This window comes from Acidimicrobiia bacterium (genome assembly GCA_040880805.1).
Taxonomy (GTDB): domain Bacteria; phylum Actinomycetota; class Acidimicrobiia; order IMCC26256; family DASPTH01; genus DASPTH01.
In genome coordinates this window covers 14750-31490 of record JBBDHW010000054.1, presented here as the reverse complement: position 1 = coordinate 31490, position 16741 = coordinate 14750, and the positions used below count along the sequence as shown (strand labels likewise).

Below are 16741 nucleotides of genomic sequence, written 5' to 3'. Positions count from 1 at the left end.
GCGTCCGCTGCGAATCTAAGGACTCCGGCACGGTCAACTTCGCGTGCGGGAACCCCTGGAAGGAGATCGGCACCTGGACGGGCATCCTCCCCGCAACGTGACCGCGCCGCTACGCGTGGGCGCGGTGGTGGTGGCGGAGCGCGCTGCGCGGTGTGACCTCTTCGTGGCGGCCGATCACGGAGAGCACGACGAGGAAGCCCAGTACCGCGAGTCCGGCGTCGACCTTGAAGGCGACGCTGATGCCGTCGCTGAGGCTCGATGCCGACGTGACGATCGCGGTGTTCAACCCGAGGCCGACGGCGCCGCCCGCGATCTGGCACATGTACACGATCCCGCCCGCCAGGCTCGATCGCGAAGGGTCGAGTGAGGTGACCGCCACGGTCGTGATCGACGAGTAGAAGAGCCCGACACCGACACCGAGCACGATCATGCCGGGCACGAGCGAGGCGTACGAAGAGCCGTCGTCCACGAGCGACAACAGAAAGATGCCGATCCCGAGACACGCCGCTCCGACAGATACGACCGCGCGCGCGCCCAGTCGGCCGTAGAGCGGTCCGGCCACGAACGACGTGATCGCGAACACGACCATCAGGGGCAGGAGCCCCGCGCCGGACCGCAGCGCCGAGAAGTCGAGAACCTTCTCCATGAACTGTGGCAGGTAGAGCAGTGAGGCGAAGAAGATCGCCGACATCAAGAGCACCGCGGCACATGACGCGGTGAACACGCGGTTGCGCAACACATCGCTCGGCACCAGCGCGCCCGCGCCCTGGCGGCGTTCGACGGCGGCGAACGAGCCGAGTAGCACCGCGCCCGCGGTGAAGAGCGCGAGGATCGCCGGGTCGCCGAATCCCTCGTCGGGACCCTGGTCGAGCGCGAGCAGGATTGCCACGATTCCCGAGGACAGGACCGCGATTCCTACGTAGTCGATGTGGCGTTCGGTCGTGTCGACCGTGCTCTCCTGCACCAACCGGTACGTGACGAGCACCGCGAACGCGGTGACCGGCAGGTTGAGGAAGAACACCCAGCGCCAACTCAGTTCCTCGGTCAGGAACCCACCGAGCAACGGGCCGACCGCGTTGCCGATTCCCGCGACACCGATGATGAGTCCTCCGGCCAGGCCTGCCTTGTCGTCGGGAAGCAATGCGTAGGTCATCCCGAGGATCGCCGGCCACATGAGCGCACCGCCGATGCCCATCAGCCCGCGACACAGGATCAGCGGCACGACGCTCGGCATCAGCCCGGCCAGCAACGAGAAGCCGGCGAAGATCGTCGCGCCCACCATGAAGATCCGCTTGCGGCCGAAGAGGTCGGCGAGGCGGCCACCGGTGACGATGAGCACTCCGAAGACCAACGCGTAGCCGTTGATGACCCACTGCGACTTCGTGAGCGTGGTGTGGAGATCGCTCTCGATCGTGGGGATGGCGACGCTCAACGCGGTGAAGTCATTGGCAATCACGAAGACACCGAGCGCCATTGCCACCAGCGCGAGCAGCGTGGAACGGTCGATCCGTCCAGACTTCTCGGTCATGAGCCCGTGTACCGCGCCGGCCGCCGCTCGAGGAAGGCGAGCAGGCCCTCGGTCGCGTCGTGCGACTGCGTCGCGTATCCCAGCACCAGCTCCTGTTCTGCGGAGAGGGCGTCTTCGAACGGGAGGTGGTCGGAGTAGCCGAGGAGCGTCTTCATGTGCTTCACCGCGATCGGGCTGTGGGCCGCGAGCTCGGCGGCGAGCGCCAGCGTCCGCTCGCGGAGCTCGGCGGCCGGGACGCTGAAGACCGCCAGACCCGCGGCTGCGGCCTCAACGCCGGTCCACAGACGACCGGTGAGCAGGAGCTGCGTGGCGCGCTGCATCCCGATGGCCCGCACCAGCCGCTGGCTTCCTCCCGCGCCGTCGATCTGGCCGGTTGCGAGGTGACCGTCGCCGATCGGAGCGCCGTCGGCCACGGTGATCAGGTCGCAGGCGAGCGCGAGCTCCAACCCGCCGGCCACGCACGCGCCGTTGACCATCGCGATGCTCACGAAGCGGCCGTGCTCCATGCGCGCGTTCAGCAGACGGAACTCGTCGAGGAACGCGCGAAACGCGAACTCGGCTCGGTAGAGCTCGATGTAGGCGCGCAAATCGCCACCGGCCGAGAACGCGGAGCCGCTGCCGGTGACGATCACCACGCGTGCGAGCGGATCGGCGTCGGCCTCTTCCGCGAGCGCGCGCAGGCGCGTCACGGTTTCGTAGTCGAGTGGATTGCGCGCGTCGGGGCGCTTCAGCGTCAACACCCGGGCGACGCCGTGGGGAAGCGGAACGTCTTCGACCTGCACCGATCGGGTCTGGTCCGGCGGTGCGCTCATGCTGTCTCCTCGAGGATCTGGTCACGGAGCTCGTTCTTGCGAATCTTGCCGGAAGGCGTCGTGGGCAGCGCGGTCACGATCCGCAACATCTGCGGCAGCTTGTACGTCGCGAGGTCGCGGTCGGTGAGGAACGCGACGACGACGTCGAGCTCGAGTGGCCCGTTGACGACGACGCACGCGCAGGTGATTTCGCCGAGCCGTTCGTCGGGGACGCCGATCACCGCGGCGGCGCGCACCTCGGGCATCTCGCAGAGCAGGTCTTCGATCTCGCGCGGCGCGATGTTGAGACCGCCGCGGATGATGATTTCCTTCTTGCGCCCGACGATCGAGAGGTAGCCCTCGTCGTCGAGCACGCCGGCGTCGCCGGTGTGCAGCCACTCGTCGTCGGTGAAGATGTTCCGCTCGCGCTCGGGGTCGTCGAACAGGCCGACGCACACGTTCGGGCCGCGCACCATTACTTCGCCCTCACGAACCTCGAGCTCCACCTCGGGCAACGCCAACCCGTCGGTGTGCATGCGCTTCTCGAGGGGCGAACCGGCGCGGTTCCAGCTCACGACCAACGCTTCGGTCAATCCGTAGATGCGCAGCACGTTGATGCCCGTGTCGGCGCCCGCGCGCACGATCTCGGGCGGGACCGGCGCGCCCCCGCAGCCGAAACGGGTGAGCGTCGACACGTCGCGATCCGAACGCGCCGCCGCGTTCACGAGGTCGGTGAGGAACGTGGTGGCCGCGAGCGTGTACGAGCACCGCTCCCGTTCGATCAGCTCGACGGCCCGGTCCGCGTCCCAACGGTCCTGGAGCACCAGCTTCATCCCGAAATAGAGGGCGAGGCGGACACCGAAGTTGAGGCCGGTCGAGTGACCGATCGGGCTCGGCACCCACACGACGTCGTCAGCGGTGAGCTTGTTCACCGCGTACGCCGAGCGCACGTTGCAGTTCGTGGTGTGCTCGGTGTGCATCACGCCCTTCGGCGTTGCCTCGGTGCCGGAAGTGAAGATCACCTCGGAGAGCGCGGCGGGATCGGCCGACGGCTCGACGTGCTCGGACGGCCGTCCGAGTACGTGCTGCCAGAAGTCACCGCGACCGCGCACGATCACATGGGTGCCCAGCGTGTCGAGCGACTCGTGCAGGTGGCGGCCGAGCGCGGCGTGGTCGAAGCCGCGGAACTCATCCGGGGTGAAGAGCAATTTCGTGCGCGCGGTGCCGAGGATGTGGTGCAGTTCACGCGCTCGGTAGTTCGGCAGCAGCGGGTTGAGCACCGCGCCGTGTGCGAGCACGCCGAGGTCGACGGCCACGGTCTCGTACCAGTTGGGCAGTTGTACCGACACCACGTCGCCGGGCCACACGCGGTGCTCACCGAGGAACGCGGCGACCCTGCACGCGTCGTCCCAGAGCTGGCTGTACGTGACACGCGAATCGGTGGTCTCGTCGACGACGGCGATCGACTCGGGTTGGTCCAGGGCGAACTGGTGCACGCGTGCCGCGAGCGTCGACCCATCCCACCAGCCCTGCTCGACGTACTGCTGTGCGCGCGCCTCGCTGATCATGGTTCGCGTTCGAAGTGCCAGATCGGTCGGCCACGAGCTGTGTCGATCTCGACTCGAAGCCGCAAGCCGTCGCGCAGGGCGTCGTGGTCGACACCGACGACGCGCCCGTACAGGCGAGCGCCGTCGTCGAGCTCGACCAGGCCGACGGTGTACGGGGTTTCCGCCGCGTACGCGGGATCGGCCGCCATGTGGATCACAGTCCACGAGTAGAGCGCGCCGGTCGTGGCAGACGGCGCGCTCGTCACCTCGCGCGACGCGCAGCGAGGACAGGTGGCGAGCGGCGGCAGCCAGCGGTTGCCGCACGCGCCGCACACCGACACCAGCAGTTGCCCTTCTTCCAGCGCGGACCAGAACTCGGCCGCGTCGACGTCGCGGGCAGGAGGAATCATCGATCGATGGCCAGGACGAGCGCGGAGCCGTCCATCAGCGCGCCCGACGTGACCACGCACGTCTCCGCGCCTTCCACGGTGCGCGACCCGCCGCGGCCCTGCAGTTGCAGCACCGCCTCGGCGACGCTGTTCATGCCGTGCAGGTAGCCCTCCGAGAGCAGGCCCCCGTTGGTGTTCACCGGCAGCGCGCCGCGCCTCACGAAGTCGCCCGCACCGCCGCGCTCGGCGAGGCCGAGCCCCTCGAGCCCCATCAGCACCGTGCTCGTGAAGCAGTCGTAGATCTGGGCGAGATCGACGTCGGACGGCGTGAGCCCTGCCGAACCCCAGAGGTCGTCGGCGAGCAGCGACGTGTAGTTGCGCGACAGGTCCTCCCAGAACAGCGAGTCGCCCATGTCGAGACCGGCGCCGCGGCCGGCGGCGTAGGCCGTTCCCTCCAACACCACGGGTGGACGCGCCAGGTCGCGCGCGGCGTCAAGATTGGTAACCACCATCGCGCAGGCACCATCGACCTCGATCGTGCAGTCGGGCACGCGGAACGGCTCGGCAACGTACGGGGCCGCGAGGTGCGCTTCGACCGAGTGCGGCGCGCGCAGATATGCGCGGTCGTTCTGCTCGGCCCAGGCGCGCTGCGCGACGGCAACCGCAGCGAGGTCGACCTCGGATTGTCCGGTCTCGATCAGGAAGCGACGCGCCCACAGCGAGACGTAGTGCACGTACGCGGTGAGTCCGACCGGGTAGCGGAAGTCGGTGGCGGGACCCGGGGCGCGGTTGGTCCCGACGCGGGCACCGCTCCGACCGTTGAGCGCCCGGTACACGACGACGTGGCGCGCCAGACCGAGGTGCACCGCCATCGCCGCTTGCGTGACCAGGTAGCACGGGGCCTGCCCGCCCAGGTTGAGGTCGAGCAGCCAGTTGCTCCCCGGCGCGCCGAGCGCGGTGGCGACGGCCTGCGCCGGCACCGAGTCCTCGAGGAAACGGAAGCTCGCGACACCGTCGACTTCGTGCGCAGACAGTCCCGAGTCGGCGATCGCGCGCGCACACGCTTCGCTGGCGAGGTCGAGCACGCTGCGGCCTGATGCCTTCGTGAGCTCGGTGAACCCCACACCCGTAATCGCAGTGTTGCCGAGAAACGCAGGGCGACGAAGCGGGCGCGCCACGATCAGCGCACGACGACGCGGACGCGTCCGAGGTTCACCAGGCGGCAGTGCGGAGCGTCGACGTTGCCGTCGCGGTGCGCGGTGACGCGCACCGACGGGAAGTAGGTGCCCGGCGCGTCGAACGCGTGTGTGGTCGCGAGCTGCAGAGACGCGCGCGAACCGTCGACCTCGTCGTGCACGAACCCGAACGCACCGGTGCCGTCGAAGTCCCACTCGGCGCGGATGATCGTGCCGCCACCCGGAGGCGCGTCGGCAACGACTGCGAGCGTGACCGGCTCGCCGACCGCCACGTTCGCCCCCACGGCCCCGTTCGCCGACGCGCGCACGACCGGCTGTACGCCGCCGCGCTCGGCGGCCGAGGGCGCGAGCGTGAGGCGCTGATCGGTGTCGAGGATGTAGCCGGTCTCGGCCGGCGGTGGGGTGCCGTCCTCGACCCACTCCATGAGGTCGCGCAGCGCCTGTTCGAGCGATCCGCCGTAGTCGATCAGCCGTGTCGTGGGTACCGGCGGCTCACCGACGGGGTTGAACGAGGCCGGCAGGTGCGCGGCGTGCTCGTTGAACCACAGGCGGTAATGGTCGCTGAGAGCAGCGCCCACGTTGCGCTCCACCGCGCGGCGGTACGAGATCGCCGCGTTCGGCCAGCAGGCGGCGTCGTGCGCGTTCTGCACCACGATCATCTTGCCGGTGAAGGTACCGCGCGGCGTCCCACCCGACAGGAGCCCCGAACGCGCGAAGTTCTTCTCCCGCTGCGGGTACAACGGGCGGCCGTCGACGCGGAATTGTGCGTACTCGGGCGCGTTCGCGTCTACCTGGTGCCGGTGGAAGTAGGTGTACGCGAGGTACTCGCGGTTGTCGACGAGCACCTCGTCGCCGGGTGCCACGCCCTCGAAGCGCTCACCGGTCCCCGCACCGCCGAGCAGCATGTCGCCCACCGCGCCGGTGCAGAACAGCTTGCGGCCGGCGGCGTTCCCGGTCACGAACTGCATGGCCGCGCCCACCATCACCGAGGGTTCCATCCCGTCGAGCACCACGCCTGCCCGCGCGTCACCCGCGCCGCCACCCGCTTGCCGTTCGGGCACGGAGCCGGAGAACATCAGGAGCATGCGGCCGCGCGGATCACCGGTGGCCGCGAGGTCCGCCGCGGTCACGACGCGAGTGACGGTGGTCTTCTCCTCGATGAGGCTCGTGGCGAGCTGGCCGTCGGCGCCCATGTACCCGGGCACGCTCCAGAAGTCGTCGATGTACGTGGGGTCGTGTTTCTCGAGCGCGGAGATGTGCGACGCGAACGTTCCCGCGTAACCCGACGTACCGAACGACGCCTCGGCGCCGCGCGGGAAGCCGGCGCGGTACATGGCGGCGAGTGCCTCGCGCTGTTCGGTGCTCAGGTCGTCGAACGGCGTGCCGCTCCCGCCGGGCTCGACCGCGTCGATCACGTCGGCCATCTTCGTACCGAGCACGCGCGCGGCATGAGCTTGCACGGAGAACCCCAACGACCACGAGGTGGAGTGGCCCATGATGAACGGCACCGCGCCCTGCCACACGTCGGGGCAGTTCTCGAGGCAGAGCAGACACCGCGCGGAGCCACCGCTGCCGCCGAAGACGTAGCCGTGGTGTGGCGCGGAGCCGTACATCTCCTCCGCGATCACCCACGAGTAGCGCGCCGACTGAGCGCTGGCGCGGTAGGCGCCGACGGTCGGCTCGCGGAGCAGGATCCGCATGTCGTCGCCGAAGTGTCCCTGGTTGGACTCGACCAGATAGCAGCCGCTCGCCAAAGCGAAGCCGATCCCACCCCCGGCGCCGTGCCCGAACGGCGAAGCGGCGGTGTTCTCGTGACCGCCGTTGCCACCTTCGAGGGTCTGGAGCAGCCGGCCCTCCCACTGTTCGGCCGGTGGGAAGTAGAAGGAGAAGCGGGTGTCGGTGCCGTCGAAGCCGCCGTGCACGTGACGGTGCCGCACCGGCGTGTCGCGCCACTCGTCGACATCGACAAACGCGGGCCCGAAGAATGGGTCATCCATAGTGCTCTCCCTGTGAGCCGACCGCGGCGGCGATGTGTGCAGCAACCTGGTTTACCGCGGGTTCTCGCGTGAGGCCCTGGTGGTCGGCGGACACTTCGGCGACGGTGATCGGACCGGTGACGAGCTTCGACCACCCGAGGTCGGGTAGCGCTCGACGCCCCGGGTCCGGCTTCTCCTCCAACTCCAAGCCGGCCGGAATACCGTCGGGGATGTCGCCACGCACGATCAGCGCCGGACCGTCGAAGATGCCGGACGGCTTGTACTCGTGTGCCATGCGAGCGTTGAGCCGCAGGAACAAGTTGTACTGGTGGTAGCCGCGGCGCGGCAGCCAGCCCGCGCTCGTGAGCGAGATCCGTCGCTCGGCGTGCGCATACGCGGACTTGACCGCGAACCGGGCGCCGCGAACGGCGACCACCGCGGCACGCCGCAAGGGTGGAGACGGCGCGGCGGCTTTCAGCGCGGTGCTGCGGGCCCGCACGCGGTTCGTGACGCTGTGCACGCTGATCGGCGCGCTCGTGTCGAGGACCACGAGGAGCGACACGTCTTGGCGTGCTGCTCGCAGCTGGCACGCCATCTCGAACGCGACGAGACCACCGTAGGAGTAGCCGCCAATGGCGTACGGCCCGGTCGGTTGTGCTGCGCGCATCGCCGCGATGTTGCGACGGGCGGCGGCACGAATGCTGTGATCGGGGATAGCGCGTTCCTCGAGGCCTCGCGCCTGGATCGCGGAGAAGTTGTGGTTGCTCATCGCTCGAGACAGACCGCGCAGCCCGATCGCGGGCGATCCCGCGCCGGCGACACAGAAGAAGGGGCTACCCGGAGCGTCCGACCGCAACGTGACCACCGGTGACGCGTCGGACGGTCGTCGGTACGACAGTCGTAGCGACAGCTTCGCGACCGTGGGCGCCTCCAGGATGGTGGACGCGGGGATGTCGACCGAGAAACGCTCGGCGATCGCGGCGAGGAGCTCGACAACCCCCAGCGAATCGCCACCGAGGTCGAAGAAGTCGTCGTCGAGACCCACCCGCTCGACACCCAGGATGCCCGCGAAGATGGCGGCGAGGTCCTGGCCGTCGCTGGTGGGCTCGCGGTAGGGCCGCGGCCGCACGGTGGGTGGCGGCGCCGGCAGCGCCGTCCGGTCGATCTTGTCGCGCACGGTCCGGGGCAGGACGTCGACGGCGACGAACGCGCTGGGCACCGACGTGCTCGAAAGGCGCTCCGCGAGGTCGCGCCGGAGCTTCCAGGCGCTCAGTGCGGCACCGCGGCGTGCGACCACGTAGGCGACGAGTCGCGTTCCGCCGTCGTCACCCGGAACCGCGATCACCGCGGCGTCGGCCACGTCGGGCAGGGAGATGAGCGCCACCTCGACCTCGCTCGTCGCGACCATCGCACCGTGCACCTTCACGCGCGAGTCCATGCGGCCGACGTGCTCGAGCAGCCCGTCGTCGCGCCAGCGACCGGAATCGGGCGTACGGAAGCCGCGACGGCCGTCGGGCTCGTTGAAGAAGTACCGGCGGGTCAGCTCCGGATCGTTCCAGTAGCCGAGCGCCAAGCGGCCCCAGCGCAGGACGACGAGGCGGCCGATCTCGCCGTCGGCTACCGGCTGGTCGTCCTCGTCGACGACGCGCACCTCGACGTCGTCGGCAACGGTGCCCACGGGTACGGGGCCCTCTTGGGAGTCGGCGTCGGCCGGAATGTCGTAACGCGCGAGCGAACCCGCCTCCGTCGACCCGAGGGAGTTGCGCAGGACGGTGTCCGGGCCGAACAACGGGCGGGCGATGCGGACGTCGCGGAAGTACAGCGTCTCCGCACTGAACCCGACCTTGCGGACGCAGCCCATCGTGCCCGGCGGTATGACGTCGGCGAGCGTCCGCAGGGTGGACGGCACGAACGAGACCACGGCGATCTGCTCCCGGCGCACCCAGTCCGGGAGCTCGCGCGGGCCGCGGGTGCGGAGGTCGTACGTGCACAACGTCGCGCCATTGAGGAACACCGCGAAGATGCGGAACTCGGCCGCGGTGAAGCCGAACGACGTGGTGAGCGCGTGCCGTTCGCCGAGCCTCACGCCGTCGCGCACGCCCGTGCGGACCGAGCGCGCCACGATGTCGCGGTGGCCGCCGATCACGCCCTTGGGTATGCCGGTGGAGCCTGATGTGAACAGCACGAGCCCCGGGTGGTCGTCGGGGACCTCGACGCTTGGTGCATCGGTGCCGTAAGGGTCGATCTCGTCGAGCACGACGACCTTGTCGTTCCCGACGAGGCCGCTCGCGAGCTCGACGTGCTCGCGGGCGGTGACCACGAGCTGGGCGCCGCTCGCGTCGATCAGACGTTGGAGACGCTCTGCAGGTTCGCGTGCGTCGGTCGGCGCGCCGATGAGCCCGGCGTGGAGCACGCCGCAGATGGCGACGATGGGCTCGACGCCGTGACCGCAGAGCAGCGCGATGGGCGTGGTGGGGTCGGGCTCGCGGTCGAGGAGAGCGTTGGCGACCTGGTTGGCGCGTGCCACGACGTCGGCGTAGGTGACGCGCTCGTCGCCGGTCTCGATCGCGATCCGGTCGGGGATTTGACGGGCGATCTCGGTCATCGCCTCCGGGATCGTGAAGTCCACGTGGGGCAGCAGGTGATTGCGATCCCACCCGAGCGACGCGGCAAGGTCGCCGATTCGTGGGCTTACCGTTTCCCGTGCCGGCATCGCTTGCCCCCCGGTCGTTCGTGAACCGCAAGGATACGACGACGGCTGCGCCCAGCCGACAAGCGCGGCGAGCGGCGGGGTAGATCGAGCAGCCGACTAGACGCGTACCCGGTACACCCGCAGGTCGCCAACCGCCGAGACCGGCTCCAATGCTTGGGGATTCGCCTTCGCGATGTCGTCGCGTGGGCTGTGTTTGCGCGTGACGAAGTAGTCGATGTGTGAGCGCTGCAACGTGGTTCGCAGAGAGTCGGAGGTGAGATCTCGAGTCGAGAGCGCGATCACTTCATTTCGGAAGTCGGTGCCGAACAGCGGGAACAGGAAGTTGTTCGGCACGTCGATCGGATCGACGCCGATGCGCGAGTTGCGGGGCACGGTGTCGGTCCATCCGTACTCCGGCAAGACGAGCTTGCCCAGCGTCCGCTCGCTCCGAGGTTTGGTTGCATCGGGGAGCACGGTTGCCGCCGGGAACGAGTGCTGGAGGACCGTGATGCGTTTGGCGGAGAGCGCACAGCCTGCCACGACCAGCACAATGGTGGCTGCCTCCAGCAGGAGGACAATCGACCGTCGCCGTATCTGCTCGATGAGGAACACCAGGGCAACGGCTCCGGGGGCAACGAGGAGCACGGTGAGCCGCGACCACCAATTCGACGGCGTCAGCGCAACGATCACCGTGAACGGCAACACGAAGTTGAAGAAGAGCAACCGTCGGCGCAACGCGCAGTAGACCGCGAAGAGCACGAGCGCAGGCAATTCCAAGAGGAGCCACTGCGGACCCAAGCCGTCGAGCCGCTGGTCGTACGTGTAGCCACTGGTCAGGTGAGCCCACGACGCGAGTGTGCGAAGAGGGCCCGAATACTTGCGGATCGCGTCCGGAGGCACGTTCACCGACGACGGGTCGACGCCGCTGAACACTTCGACGCCTGCCACCGAGACGCTGTACGGGTAGGTGGGAGTTCCGTATTCGACCCAGGTGCGTACGTACCAGAACGACCCCAGCGCGACGATCGGCAACAGGAACGCCGTCAACCGAATGCCGCACGCGCGCCACGACAGTTGCCGCCGGCGCCGCCACCACACGAGATTGCCGACCAGGACGAGCGCCGCCACTGCGCCGTACAGCGCGCCGGTCGACTTGGAGCCAACTGCCAGTCCGCACGCGACACCTGCGAAGACCAGTTGGGTGGCAGGGCGACGCGCGAGAGCGGCTTGCATGTCACCGTCCTGGTTCTCCGCGAGCAGGTAGCGCAGGAGAAACGCGAAGCCGGCGAGGAACAAGCCGGGTAGCACGAGATCGACATAATCACTGGTGGCTTGAGCGAGCACGATCGGCGTGAGCAGGTACAGGCTTGCCGCCACAATGGCGCCGGACTTCGACACGCCAACCGTGCGCGCGATGGCGGCCACCGCGATCGCGCCGATGATCGCGAACGCGAGCTGGGGCAAGTCGACGAGCAAGTCGCTCCGGGTCAGTGATGCCACCCAGAGAAAGGTCAGCTCGCCATTCATCGGATAGACGTTCGCAAACAACCGCAGTGGCGTGATCAAGATTCTGTCGCCGCGGATCCACGATGCGACCGCGACGAGGTGATACGTCATGGCGTCCCAGGCCGCGGACGGCAACACATACGCGGCGAGCGCGAGGTACGCCGTCTCGATGACGACCGCCACGCCGAGCACCCACGCCCAGGCGTCGCGAAGAGAGGTGGGCCTCACCCTGACGTTGCGCATCGCCGCCCACTCGCGGTACACGCGCCGCGGAAGGTCGGCGGAGCGCGCCGCGATGGAGATCGCCGCGCCGGTCACGACACCGTTCACGAGGAGGACGGTCGCCGTCGACAGAGAGCGGAGCACGAGCCCCGCGAACAGCAGCGTGGCCACGATCTGAGCTACGGCAGCCACGAGCGTCGCGAGCAGCCTCTCCAAACGAGAGTCGAGTGTCGACGACAGACACCAACCGCTCGTCAGTGTGAGCAGCGTCCCGACAAGTAGGGCGAGGTAGTGGATCGGATCATCCTTGGGCTGGATTCAGAGACGGCGGACTCTCGCGCGGTGCGGACCTACCTGCCCCGCCGGGCGCGGAGCTCGCCTTTGGCGACCTTGCCTCCGGACGCGCGGGGGAGCGCGTCGAGCACCACGAGCCGTTCGGGGAGCCATTCGCGCGACACACCGCGCTCGGCGAGGAACTCCACGACGTCGGCGAGCTCGAGCGCGGTGTCGGTTCGGAGCTCCGCGTACAGACAGACCCGCTCGCCGAAGATCTCGTCGGGCATCGCCACGACCGCCGCGACCGCGATCGCCGGGTGCTCAGCCGCCGCGGCCTCGATCGCGGGCGCACTGAGGTTCTTGCCACCCCGGATGATGATGTCGGAGGTGCGGCCGACCACGCGCAGGTAGCCGTCGGCGTCGATCTCGCACACGTCACCGATTCGCATCCACCCGTCGTTGGTGAAGAGCTCGTCGTTGGCGCGGTCGTCGTCGAGGTAGCCGAAGCACGTCGCGGGGCCCTTGCAGACCGGGTTGCCGGGAACGTCGGGCTCGGTGATGTCGCGCCCGTCGTCGTCGATCAGCCGCACCTGCATCTCGGGAATGACCCGCCCCGCCGTGTGCAACCGGTGCTCGCGGTCGTCGTCCATAGTCGTGCGGCTGAGCGCGCCAGTCTCGTTCGAACCGTAGAACTGCAGAACCCGCGCACCGGTGACGTCCTCGAAGCGCGCGGCGCGCTCCTCGGGAACGGCTTCCCCACCCGTGAACATGCATCGCAGTGAGCTGAGGTCGAGTCGTTCGAGCTCGGGCGAGTTCAGCATCATCAGGAACTGCGTGCTCACACACGCGAGCACGCTGACGTGCTCGCGCTCGATCGCGCGCAGCGCTTCGTCGGCGTCGAAGCGTTCCTGGACGACGGTGGTGCACCCGAGCACCGTGGGCGTGACGTGCGAGGTCCACAACCCGAACCCGAACGGCGCGGGGAGCGCGCTGAAGAATACGTCGTCGCTCGTGAACTTTCCGGCGGCGGCCGCGAGCTGGTGGAAGTACATCCACCGGTTCTGGTTGTGCATCACGCACTTGGGGAGCCCGGTCGTGCCCGACGTGGAATTCACGAGGAACAGCTCATCCGCGCCCAGGCTCCTCGTAGCCAGGGCTTGTGCGTCGACGCTCGGTGTGGCGTACTCGCACCGGCCGTCACGGTCGACGACGAGCCGGGCGAGGTCGGTCGCAGCCGGCACACGATTCTCGTCGTCGGCATGCACGACGATCGCCTCCGCGCCGGTCGCCCCAAGTAGGTGGCGGAGCTCGGCCTCGCCGGCGCGGTGGCCGATACCGACCACGGTGAGGCCCGCGCGCTCGGCGGCGACGAACGCAACGTGGACGGCGGCACCGTCGGGGAGCAGCACCGCCACACGCGCGTCGCGTCGCATCCCGGTGGCCATCAACGCTCCACCGAGTCGAGTCGTGCGCGTGTCGTACTCGGCCCAGGACATCCTGTGGTTCCCGGCCGCGAACGCGGTGGCATCCGGCTGCTCGCCTGCCCACCGGGCGACGTAGTCACCGACGGTCGTGTCTCCCCACCACCGGGCGCGCTTGTACGCAACCACCTCGGCTGGGTCCTGATGAGCGAGGCCAGGCGTCAACTCGTCTGCCAGCCCTGCCGGCGCGCCTCGTACAACGCGACGGCGGTCGCAGCGGCCACGTTGAGCGAACCGACACGGCCGAGTTGGGGAATGTAGCCAACGGCGTCACAACACTCGAGCGCCGCATCGTCGAGACCGTTGCTCTCGTTCCCGAGCGCGATGCACACGTCACCGGCGAGGTCGAGCTCGAAGAACGGCACCGCCTCGTCGGCGAGCTCCAGACCGACGATCACGAACCCGTCTTCGCGCGCGGCCGCCGCCGCGCCGGCAACTCGGTCGTACTCCGTCCACTCGAGGTAGCGCTCGGTGCCGAGCGCGGTCTTCCCGACCTTCGGGTGCGCGGGTGTGGTTGCGTGCGCGGAGAGATACAGGCGCTCCACGCGGAGCGCGGCAGCCGTGCGCACGATGCTTCCCACGTTGAACGGGTCCTGCACGCCGTCGAGCAACAGCGCGACGCGTTGCTCGGTGCGACGCTGCCACGAGCGGTGCAGGCGCTTTTGCTCGACGCTCCTGAGCTGCTTCACCGACTCTCCACCCCTTATCGGCCCTCCGCCGTTCCGGCACGGAGCCGGTGGACTTCCAAGACGCGGTATCCCTTGCTCGACGCGAGGCGGCTCGTGGGGTAGTCCTCGCGTTCGAGCCATGCGTGCAACGAGTCCGCCCCGAGGTGCCGTTGCACCACAAGATACGCCGCGCCCGAGCTGGTCAGCCGCCCCAACCACGACCTGAGGAGGTCGTGCAACGCCTCCTTGCCGATGCGAACCGGCGGGTTGCTGTAAATGGCGTCGAACGTGAGCTCGTCGGGCACCGCGTCGGCTGCCGCGACCGTGATGTTCGTGAGCTCGTTCGCCGCCGCGTTCTCCGCAACCAATTCGAGGGCGCGCTCGTTGACGTCGACCGCCCACACCTCGGCATCAGGGGACTGAGCGGCGAGCGCCAGCGCGAGCGGTCCGTACCCGCAGCCGAGGTCGAGCAGCCGGCCGGTGGGCGCCGCCGGCCCCTTCCGCAGCAGCACGGCGGTGCCCGCGTCGATCTGACCGCGCGAGAACACCCCACGGTCGGTGGCGAGCGTGAGCACCCGGTCGTCCACGGCGAGCGTTACCGTGGCGCGATCGGAGCCGACGTCGGGACGCTTGTCGAAATAGTGGGACATCGTGCCACCAGTCTGCCCAATCTCAGGTGAACGAGCCGTCCCCACCCGGTTTTTTCGACCGAGCCGACGCGAGCAACGACGCGCACTTCTACTCGTGGCCACGCCTCGTCACCCATATCGACGACAGCGCGATCGCCGCGGTAGGTGCGCTCTACGACGAGCTGGGGATCAACGGCGAGGTGCTCGATCTCATGAGCTCGTGGGTGTCCCACTTCAGCAATGCGCCCGCTCGGCTCACCGTGCTCGGCATGAATCCCTCGGAGCTGGCCGAGAACCCGCAGGCTGCGGCGCGCATCGTGCACGACCTCAACGCGCAGCCCGAGTTGCCGTTCTCCGACGCGTCGTTCGACGCGGTGGTGTGCTGCGTGTCGGTCGACTATCTCGTTCGCCCGATCGAGGTGTTCCGCGACGTGGCCCGCGTGCTCCGCCCGGGTGGCCCTTTCGTGTGCACCTTCTCGAATCGGTGCTTCCCGACCAAGGCGATCCGCGGCTGGCTCGCCGCGTCGGACGAGGAGCACTGTGTCATCGTGGCCGAGTACTTCCGCCGGTCCGGCGGCTTCGCGGAGCCGGCCATCGATCGCCGGACACCGCCCGCCCATCGGGGGGACCCCCTGTTCGCGGTCTGGGGCAGGTCGGTAGACTCCCGCGTCTGATGAAGGCCTACCAGCGCGGCCTCTTGGTTGGGGCGATCGCGGTCGCGGTGAGCGTCGTCGTGAAGGTACGGGGGAAAGGCCGGGTGCCGCCCACGAGCGGCGGTTGGCGGGAGCTGCAGGGACCCGACTTCCGGTGACCTCCGTGTTGGTCGCCGGTCTCGGCGAGACCGGTGTGCGCGCGGCGCGTCAATTGCTCGACACGCCTGGCATCGACCGCGTCGTGGTTGCAGCTCGAACCGAGGCGCGCGCCCGTGCCGTCGCCGACGCGTTGCACGACGGTGCCGACGCATGGGTGCTCTCCGACGAGGCGGTGTTCCCACCGTCGATCGAGGCGATCGCCTCGGCGGTGCCCGCAGGTGCGGACGCCGCGCTCGCGCGCGCGGCGGTCGAACGCGGGGTGCCGTTCGCCTCGGTTGCGGACCACGATGCTGCGCTCACCGCGCTGCTTGCGCTCGACGAGCCGGCGCGCGCTCGGGGCACACTCGTCGTCGCCGGTTGTGGTCTCGCACCCGGGCTGGCCGACGTGCTGGTGCGACACGCGGCGGGAGTGCTCGACTCAGTCGACGAGGTCCACGTCGCCCGCTTCGGCATCGGTGGCCCCGCGTGCGCGGGCCTCGCGCGTCGCACGCAACGCGAGCCGAGCGTCGAGTGGCGCGACCGACCCGTCGAGATCGGCCGTCACCGCAGCGCCGAGCTCATCTGGTTCCCGGACCCGGTCGGTGCGCGCGAGTGCGAGCTTGTCGCGACTGGCGTCGAACTGCTCGCGGCCGCATCTCCCGGCGTGGCACGCGTGACGGTGCGCCTTGGTGTTCCCGTGGTGCGGCGCTTCACGCCGCCGGGCCGCCGCGATCCGGCTGCGGGGTTCGGAGCGGTACGCGCAGAGGTTTGGGGATGGCGGGGTCGCGAGCGGGCAACGGTCGTCTACGGCGTGATCGAGCGCACGGCGGTCGCGGCAGGCACTGTGCTCGGCGTCGCGACGGCGTGGCTGGCGGGCGCGCTCCCCGACGTAGGTGAGGCGGTGCCCGGGGCGTTCGGGCTCGGAACCGCGGTCAAGCCGGCGCCGTTCCTTGCCGAACTCGCGCGACGGGGTGTGAAGGCAGCCGTGTTCGAGGGGGTCGCGGTCGCCTGAACGCACGCTGTATCCTCGTTGGCCAGCGCGAGCGCTG

14 protein-coding genes are annotated in these 16741 nt (G+C 69.3%); 3 read left to right on the top strand and 11 right to left on the bottom strand.

What is annotated here, in order from left to right:
• Nucleotides 1-109: 109 nt before the first annotated feature.
• The 11 genes from WD271_14205 to WD271_14155 all read right to left on the bottom strand — a co-directional run bounded on the left by WD271_14205 (nucleotide 110) and on the right by WD271_14155 (nucleotide 14922).
• Complete coding sequence (locus WD271_14205; protein MEX1008982.1) at nucleotides 110-1528, bottom strand: MFS transporter; 1419 nt, start codon at nucleotides 1526-1528, stop codon at nucleotides 110-112.
• Nucleotides 1525-2340, bottom strand: a complete 816-nt coding sequence (locus WD271_14200) for an enoyl-CoA hydratase/isomerase family protein (GenBank protein MEX1008981.1) — start codon at nucleotides 2338-2340, stop codon at nucleotides 1525-1527. Before WD271_14200 ends, WD271_14205 begins: the two co-directional genes overlap by 4 nt.
• Entirely contained in the window at nucleotides 2337-3887 is a 1551-nt protein-coding gene (locus tag WD271_14195; GenBank protein ID MEX1008980.1) for an AMP-binding protein, read from the bottom strand. Before WD271_14195 ends, WD271_14200 begins: the two co-directional genes overlap by 4 nt.
• A complete protein-coding gene (locus WD271_14190; protein MEX1008979.1) occupies nucleotides 3884-4276 on the bottom strand; it encodes a Zn-ribbon domain-containing OB-fold protein in 393 nt (130 codons plus the stop codon). The genes WD271_14195 and WD271_14190 overlap by 4 nt, the downstream gene beginning before the upstream one ends.
• Nucleotides 4273-5379 carry an acetyl-CoA acetyltransferase gene (locus WD271_14185; GenBank protein ID MEX1008978.1) on the bottom strand — a complete coding sequence of 369 codons (1107 nt, stop codon included), beginning with the start codon at nucleotides 5377-5379 and terminating at the stop codon, nucleotides 4273-4275. The genes WD271_14190 and WD271_14185 overlap by 4 nt, the downstream gene beginning before the upstream one ends.
• Before the next feature lie 56 nt (nucleotides 5380-5435).
• Complete coding sequence (locus WD271_14180) at nucleotides 5436-7448, bottom strand: hypothetical protein (GenBank protein MEX1008977.1); 2013 nt, start codon at nucleotides 7446-7448, stop codon at nucleotides 5436-5438.
• The gene (locus tag WD271_14175; protein MEX1008976.1) at nucleotides 7441-10140 is read right to left on the bottom strand and encodes an AMP-binding protein; all 2700 of its coding nucleotides are present in this window, start codon (nucleotides 10138-10140) and stop codon (nucleotides 7441-7443) included. The genes WD271_14180 and WD271_14175 overlap by 8 nt, the downstream gene beginning before the upstream one ends.
• A gap of 96 nt (nucleotides 10141-10236) precedes the next feature.
• Entirely contained in the window at nucleotides 10237-12063 is a 1827-nt protein-coding gene (locus tag WD271_14170; protein ID MEX1008975.1) for a phospholipid carrier-dependent glycosyltransferase, read from the bottom strand.
• 134 nt (nucleotides 12064-12197) lie between these two features.
• Nucleotides 12198-13733, bottom strand: a complete 1536-nt coding sequence (locus tag WD271_14165; protein MEX1008974.1) for a class I adenylate-forming enzyme family protein — start codon at nucleotides 13731-13733, stop codon at nucleotides 12198-12200.
• A 32-nt stretch (nucleotides 13734-13765) separates the two neighbouring features.
• Entirely contained in the window at nucleotides 13766-14293 is a 528-nt protein-coding gene (locus WD271_14160) for a TrmH family RNA methyltransferase (GenBank protein ID MEX1008973.1), read from the bottom strand.
• Between the two features lie 14 nt (nucleotides 14294-14307).
• Entirely contained in the window at nucleotides 14308-14922 is a 615-nt protein-coding gene (locus WD271_14155) for a methyltransferase (GenBank protein MEX1008972.1), read from the bottom strand.
• Between the two features lie 26 nt (nucleotides 14923-14948).
• Here WD271_14155 and WD271_14150 point away from each other — a divergent pair, with 26 nt between their 5' ends.
• Genes WD271_14150 through WD271_14140 form a run of 3 tightly spaced genes read left to right on the top strand, consistent with a single transcriptional unit; the run spans nucleotide 14949 to nucleotide 16704 of the window.
• Nucleotides 14949-15575, top strand: a complete 627-nt coding sequence (locus tag WD271_14150) for a class I SAM-dependent methyltransferase (protein MEX1008971.1) — start codon at nucleotides 14949-14951, stop codon at nucleotides 15573-15575.
• Entirely contained in the window at nucleotides 15575-15712 is a 138-nt protein-coding gene (locus WD271_14145) for a hypothetical protein (protein ID MEX1008970.1), read from the top strand. Before WD271_14150 ends, WD271_14145 begins: the two co-directional genes overlap by 1 nt.
• Nucleotides 15709-16704: a hypothetical protein gene (locus WD271_14140; GenBank protein ID MEX1008969.1), complete on the top strand. Its 996-nt coding sequence runs from the start codon at nucleotides 15709-15711 to the stop codon at nucleotides 16702-16704. Before WD271_14145 ends, WD271_14140 begins: the two co-directional genes overlap by 4 nt.
• Nucleotides 16705-16741: the final 37 nt, after the last annotated feature.